Raw genomic sequence first — 7,079 nt, 5'->3', positions numbered from 1 at the left:
CTACGCCCGCAACGACATGACCGCCTACGTGAAACTGCAGGAGCAGGAGTTCGCCGACGCCGCCAAGGGCTACACCTTCGTGGCGCACCAGCAGGAAGTGGGCACCGGTTACTTCGATGACATGACCACTGTTATCCAGGGAGGCAAGTCCTCGGTGACAGCGTTGACCGGCTCGACGGAAGAAGAACAGTTCCATTAAGCCACTCGATGATTGGACGCAGGAGCCGCCTTCGGGCGGCTTTTTGGTGAAACGGCGGAAGTACCCTACTGCGCAAGTCAACTATTGCCATAGGCAACTTCCATCGGCCGGTGAAAGTTAATTCACGAGACATCCATTAACCGGCAAACTTACCGTCGATAATTAATGGGAACTTCGTCACGCTCCAGTGACACACGCCAGACGCCCCTCCAAATGATATTTATTATCATTTAAACCCTTTCGAAGTGCCTGCTTCGCGAGCGAAACATATTTCTTCAAACCCTCCTCAATCCCCGCCCCTGCTGGGCATGGGCACGAAAATCGTGACCTATCTCATTAATCCTGTGAATAAATTTGATGCAGAAAATTTACTTGCCCCCCTTTTGCACATAAAATCCCGGGATTGGTCGCACTGCGACATATCGTCACTGCTTCTACTCTTTCAAGCTCAGAGACCTTTGCTCTCTGTTAAGGACTGCCAGCATGCCCGACTCGACAGGATTGATTGCCCACAACTGGGGCTTCGCCGTATTTCTCCTTGGTGTCGTCGGCCTCTGCGCCTTCATGCTCGGCCTTTCCAGCCTGCTCGGTTCCAAAGCCTGGGGCCGCAGTAAAAACGAACCGTTCGAATCCGGCATGCTGCCCACCGGCGGCGCCCGTCTGCGGCTATCGGCAAAATTCTATCTGGTCGCGATGCTGTTCGTGATTTTCGACATTGAAGCCCTCTTTCTGTACGCCTGGTCTGTGTCCGTCCGCGAAAGCGGCTGGACCGGCTTCGCCGAAGCGCTCGTTTTCATAGCAATTCTGTTGGCAGGTCTTGTCTACCTATGGCGGGTAGGGGCGCTCGATTGGGCTCCCGTTGGTCGCCGTAACCGGCAGGCGAAGCTAAAACAATGAGGCTTTGGCAATGCAATATAATCTCACCAGGATCAACCCGGACGCTCCTAACGAGCAGTACCCCATCGGCGAACGCGAAGTCGTTTCCGATCCGTTAGAAGACCAAGTCCACAAAAACATCTACATGGGCAAGCTCGAAGACGTGCTCAATGGTGCCGTCAACTGGGGTCGCAAGAACTCCCTTTGGCCGTACAACTTCGGCCTGTCGTGCTGTTATGTGGAAATGACCACCGCCTTCACGGCGCCCCATGACATCGCCCGCTTTGGCGCCGAGGTCATCCGGGCATCGCCGCGTCAGGCGGATTTCATGGTTATCGCCGGCACACCGTTTCTGAAGATGGCCCCGATCATCCAGCGCCTGTACGAGCAGATGCTGGAGCCCAAGTGGGTCATCTCCATGGGAGCGTGTGCCAACTCCGGTGGCATGTATGACATCTATTCGGTGGTTCAGGGCGTGGACAAATTCCTGCCTGTGGATGTTTATGTGCCCGGCTGCCCGCCCCGCCCAGAGGCGTTTCTGCAAGGCTTGATGCTGCTGCAGGAATCCATTGGCCAGGAGCGTCGTCCCCTTTCCTGGGTCGTCGGCGACCAAGGCGTTTACCGCGCCGAGATGCCGTCGCAGAAGGAACAGCGCCGTGAACAGCGTATTGCGGTGACCAACCTGCGCAGCCCCGACGAAGTCTGATCCGGTTTTTTCTTTTATAAAAAGAAGCCTGAACCTGGGTTCATTCTGTACGTTGACCGATAGCGATCGAGACCTATGACTGCAGACACCGCTCTGTACATCCCGCCTCACAAGGCTGACGACCAAGAGGTCGTCGTTGAACTCCATAACCGTTTTGGCGCTGACGCGTTCACCGCCCAATCCACCGTCACCGGCCTGCCGGTGCTGTGGGTGCAACGTGCCCGGCTGATCGAAATCCTGACGTTCCTGCGTCAGTTGCCCAAGCCGTACGTGATGCTCTACGACCTGCACGGCGTCGACGAACGCCTGCGCACCAAGCGCCGTGGCCTGCCGGACGCTGACTTCACCGTGTTCTATCACCTGATGTCGATAGAACGTAACAGCGACGTGATGATCAAGGTCGCGTTGTCCGAAAGCGACCTGAGCATGCCGACCGTGACCGGCATCTGGCCGAACGCCAACTGGTACGAGCGTGAAGTGTGGGACATGTTCGGGATCGATTTCCCGGGCCACCCGCACCTGACCCGCATCATGATGCCGCCGACGTGGGAAGGTCACCCGCTGCGCAAGGATTTCCCGGCCCGTGCCACGGAATTCGACCCGTACAGCCTGACCCTCGCCAAGCAGCAGCTCGAAGAGGAAGCCGCGCGTTTCCGTCCGGAAGACTGGGGCATGAAGCGTTCCGGCACCAACGAGGACTACATGTTCCTCAACCTGGGCCCGAACCACCCTTCGGCCCACGGTGCCTTCCGTATCATCCTGCAGCTGGACGGCGAAGAGATCGTCGACTGCGTGCCCGACATCGGTTACCACCACCGTGGCGCCGAAAAGATGGGCGAGCGCCAGTCCTGGCACAGCTACATTCCGTATACCGACCGCGTCGACTACCTCGGCGGGGTGATGAACAACCTGCCGTACGTGCTTTCGGTCGAGAAGCTGGCCGGCATCACCGTGCCGGATCGGGTCAACGTCATTCGCATCATGATGTCCGAGTTCTTCCGCATCACCAGCCACCTGCTGTTCCTGGGGACCTACATCCAGGACGTGGGCGCCATGACCCCGGTGTTCTTTACGTTCACCGACCGTCAGCGCGCCTACACCGTGATCGAAGCCGTCACCGGTTTCCGTCTGCACCCGGCCTGGTTCCGCATCGGCGGTGTCGCCCACGACCTGCCGCGCGGTTGGGAGAAACTGGTCAAGGACTTCATCGACTGGATGCCCAAGCGCCTGGACGAGTACACCAAGGCGGCGCTGCAGAACAGCATCCTCAAAGGTCGTACCGTTGGCGTTGCCGCGTACAACACCAAGGAAGCGCTGGAATGGGGCGTCACCGGGCCTAGCCTTCGAGCGACCGGTCTGGACTTCGACCTGCGCAAGGCGCGCCCGTATTCGGGTTACGAGAATTTCGAGTTCGAAGTGCCCCTGGCCCACGACGGCGACGCGTACGACCGCTGCATGGTCCGCGTCGAAGAGATGCGCCAGAGCCTCAAGATCATCGAGCAGTGCATGCGCAACATGCCCGCCGGCCCGTACAAGGCGGATCACCCGCTGACCACGCCGCCGCCGAAAGAACGCACCTTGCAGCACATCGAAACCTTGATCACTCACTTCCTGCAGGTTTCGTGGGGCCCGGTCATGCCGGCCAACGAATCCTTCCAGATGATCGAAGCGACCAAGGGCATCAACAGTTATTACCTGACGAGCGACGGCGGCACCATGAGCTACCGTACCCGGATTCGCACCCCAAGCTACCCGCACCTGCAGCAGATCCCTTCGGTGATCAAAGGCAGCATGGTCGCGGACTTGATTGCGTACCTGGGTAGTATCGATTTCGTTATGGCCGACGTGGACCGCTAAGCATGAACAGCACGCTTATCCAGACAGACCGTTTCGCCCTCAGCGAATCCGAGCGCTCGGCCATCGAGCACGAAATGCACCATTACGAAGACCCGCGCGCGGCGTCCATCGAAGCGTTGAAAATCGTTCAGAAGGAACGCGGCTGGGTGCCGGACGGCGCCATCTACGCAATCGGCGAAGTGCTGGGCATCCCTGCCAGCGACGTCGAAGGCGTGGCGACGTTCTACAGCCAAATCTTCCGTCAACCGGTGGGCCGCCACATCATTCGCGTCTGCAACAGCATGGTCTGTTTCATCGCCGGTCATGAAGACATCGTTGGCGAAATTCAGAGCACGCTGGGCATCGGCCTGGGCCAGACCACTACCGACGGCCGCTTCACGCTGTTGCCGGCGTGCTGCCTGGGCAACTGCGACAAGGCGCCGGCGGTCATGATCGACGACGACACTTTCGGCAATCTGCAGCCTTCGGGCGTTGCCCCGCTGCTGGAGGGTTACGTATGACCATCACTTCCTTCGGCCCCGCCAACCTGATCACCCGCGCCCCGGAAACCCATCCGCTGACCTGGCGTCTGCGCGATGACGGCGAGCCGGTGTGGCTCGATGAGTATCAGAAGAAAGACGGCTACGCAGCGGCGCGAAAAGCGTTCGCGACGCTGTCGGCTGACGAAATCGTCCAGGCCGTCAAAGACTCAGGCCTCAAAGGTCGCGGCGGCGCGGGCTTCCCCACGGGCGTGAAGTGGGGGCTGATGCCCAAAGACGAATCCATGAACATCCGTTATCTGCTGTGTAACGCCGATGAAATGGAACCGAACACCTGGAAGGACCGCATGCTGATGGAGCAACAGCCCCATCTGCTGATCGAAGGCATGCTGATCAGTGCACGTGCGCTGAAGGCCTACCGCGGTTACATCTTCCTGCGCGGCGAATACACCACCGCGGCGGTGCACCTGCGCCGCGCGGTGAAAGAAGCCGAAGCGGCCGGCCTGCTGGGCAAGAACATCCTCGGCAGCGGTTTTGATTTCGAACTCATCGTGCACACCGGCGCCGGGCGTTACATCTGCGGCGAAGAAACCGCGCTGATCAACTCCCTCGAAGGCCGCCGCGCCAACCCGCGCTCCAAGCCGCCCTTCCCTGCCGCCGTTGGCGTGTGGGGCAAGCCGACCTGTGTGAACAACGTCGAGACCCTGTGCAACGTCCCGGCCATCGTCAACAACGGCAACGACTGGTACAAATCGCTGGCCCGTGAAGGCAGCGAAGACCACGGCACCAAGCTGATGGGGTTCTCCGGCAAAGTGAAGAACCCCGGCCTGTGGGAATTGCCATTCGGCCTGCCAGCCCGCGAGCTGTTCGAGGACTACGCCGGCGGCATGCGCGACGGCTTCAAGCTCAAGTGCTGGCAGCCCGGCGGTGCCGGTACCGGTTTCCTGTTGCCGGAGCACCTGGACTGCCAGTTCTACGCTGGCGGCGTGGCCAAGGTCGGCACCCGGATGGGTACCGGTCTGGCGATGGCGGTGGACGACAAGGTCAACATGGTTTCGCTGCTGCGCAACATGGAAGAGTTCTTCGCGCAGGAGTCGTGCGGGTTCTGCACGCCGTGCCGCGATGGCTTGCCGTGGAGCGTGAAGATGCTGCGCGCCCTCGAAAATGGCCAGGGTCAACCGGGCGATATCGAGACGCTGCTGGGGTTGGTCAACTTCCTCGGCCCTGGCAAGACCTTCTGCGCCCACGCGCCGGGCGCCGTGGAACCTCTGGGCAGCGCGATCAAGTATTTCCGGCCGGAGTTCGAGGCAGGCATCGCACCGGCACGTGCGGGCGACCTCACTCAGGTCACCAGTCCGACCATGGTCGGCGCATAACAAGATAAACGGTCGGCGGCGCACAACGCCGCCTTCCTTGCATCCGACGACGCCGCAAGGCTGTTTGAGTCGGATGGCACCGAGATTCCATTAGCCACGCCCGCTGACACCGGGCCAACGAAGAACTTTGAACCATGGCCACTATCCACGTAGACGGCAAAGCGCTCGAAGTCGATGGCGCAGACAACCTGTTGCAGGCATGTCTGTCGCTGGGCCTCGACATCCCTTATTTCTGCTGGCATCCAGCCCTTGGCAGTGTTGGCGCCTGTCGCCAGTGCGCGGTCAAGCAGTACACCGACGAGAACGACACCCGTGGTCGCATCGTCATGTCCTGCATGACGCCGGCCACTGACAACACCTGGATCTCCATCGAAGACGACGAATCCAAGGCGTTTCGCGCCAGCGTCGTTGAATGGTTGATGACCAACCACCCGCACGACTGCCCGGTCTGCGAGGAAGGCGGTCACTGTCATTTGCAGGACATGACGGTGATGACCGGCCACAACGAGCGCCGCTATCGCTTCACCAAACGTACCCACCAGAATCAGGAGTTGGGGCCGTTCATCGCACATGAGATGAACCGCTGCATCGCCTGTTACCGCTGCGTGCGCTTCTATAAAGACTACGCCGGCGGCACCGACCTCGGCGTGTTCGGCGCCCACGACAACGTGTACTTCGGTCGCGTTGAAGACGGCACGCTGGAAAGCGAATTCTCCGGCAACCTCACCGAGGTCTGCCCGACCGGTGTGTTCACCGACAAGACCCACTCCGAGCGTTACAACCGCAAGTGGGACATGCAGTTCTCGCCGAGCATCTGCCACGGCTGCTCCAGCGGCTGCAACATCAGCCCGGGTGAGCGGTACGGCGAAATCCGCCGCATCGAGAACCGCTACAACGGTTCTGTGAACCAGTACTTCCTCTGCGACCGCGGCCGTTTCGGTTATGGCTACGTCAACCGCAAGGACCGTCCACGTCAGCCGCTGGCCGAAGGCGTCAAGCTGAGCCTGGACGCTGCGCTGGATAAAGCGGCCGACTTGCTGCGCGGGCGCAACATTGTCGGCATCGGCTCGCCGCGTGCCAGCCTGGAAAGCAATTTCGCCCTGCGCGAACTGGTCGGCGCCGAGCATTTCTACTCAGGCATCGAAGCCGGTGAACTGGAGCGTTTGCGTCTGATCGCCCAGGTGCTGAAAGACAGCCCGCTGCCGATCCCGACCCTTCGTGAAGTCGAAGAGCACGACGCTGTGTTCATCCTCGGCGAAGACGTCACTCAGACCGCTGCGCGCATGGCCCTCGGCCTGCGTCAGTCGGTGAAAAACAAAGCCGAAGACATGGCCGCTGCGATGAAAGTCCAGCCTTGGCTAGACGCTGCGGTGAAGAACATCGGCCAGCACGAGATGAACCCGTTGTTCATCGCCAGCCTGACCGATACCCGCCTCGACGACATCGCTGAAGAGTGCGTGCACGCGGCGCCCGACGATCTGGCGCGCATAGGCTTCGCCGTGGCCCACGCGATTGACGCGAGCGCGCCGGCCGTGATCGGTCTGGACAGCGAAGCGCTGGCACTGGCCGAGCGCATCGCGACGGCG

Annotated in this window: 6 protein-coding genes and 1 pseudogene; all 7 read left to right on the top strand. The window is 60.7% G+C overall.

Annotated features, from left to right (window positions below):
* Positions 1 to 199: pseudogene (locus tag VF672_RS13915) on the top strand (isocitrate lyase); the annotation flags it as partial.
* Positions 200 to 682: 483 nt separating this feature from the next.
* Positions 683 to 1,096 carry an NADH-quinone oxidoreductase subunit A gene (locus VF672_RS13910; protein WP_037008823.1) on the top strand — a complete coding sequence of 138 codons (414 nt, stop codon included), beginning with the start codon at positions 683 to 685 and terminating at the stop codon, positions 1,094 to 1,096.
* Positions 1,097 to 1,106: 10 nt separating this feature from the next.
* On the top strand, positions 1,107 to 1,781 hold the full coding sequence (locus tag VF672_RS13905; protein WP_331105159.1) for an NADH-quinone oxidoreductase subunit B: 675 nt from the start codon (positions 1,107 to 1,109) through the stop codon (positions 1,779 to 1,781).
* A gap of 75 nt (positions 1,782 to 1,856) precedes the next feature.
* Positions 1,857 to 3,638, top strand: a complete 1,782-nt coding sequence (gene nuoC, locus VF672_RS13900; protein ID WP_331105158.1) for an NADH-quinone oxidoreductase subunit C/D — start codon at positions 1,857 to 1,859, stop codon at positions 3,636 to 3,638.
* A gap of 2 nt (positions 3,639 to 3,640) precedes the next feature.
* Positions 3,641 to 4,138, top strand: coding sequence for an NADH-quinone oxidoreductase subunit NuoE (gene nuoE / locus VF672_RS13895; protein ID WP_331105157.1), 498 nt, complete (start codon positions 3,641 to 3,643; stop codon positions 4,136 to 4,138).
* On the top strand, positions 4,135 to 5,493 hold the full coding sequence (gene nuoF, locus VF672_RS13890; protein WP_331105156.1) for an NADH-quinone oxidoreductase subunit NuoF: 1,359 nt from the start codon (positions 4,135 to 4,137) through the stop codon (positions 5,491 to 5,493). The genes nuoE and nuoF overlap by 4 nt, the downstream gene beginning before the upstream one ends.
* Before the next feature lie 134 nt (positions 5,494 to 5,627).
* Positions 5,628 to 7,079, top strand: a 1,452-nt coding sequence (gene nuoG / locus VF672_RS13885; RefSeq protein ID WP_331105155.1) for an NADH-quinone oxidoreductase subunit NuoG, incomplete at its 3' end; no start/stop codon positions are given.

The organism is Pseudomonas sp. (genome assembly GCF_036387035.1).
Classification (GTDB): domain Bacteria; phylum Pseudomonadota; class Gammaproteobacteria; order Pseudomonadales; family Pseudomonadaceae; genus Aquipseudomonas.
Note: the sequence above shows the minus strand (reverse complement) of the source record. Positions and strands in the feature narration are given on the sequence as shown.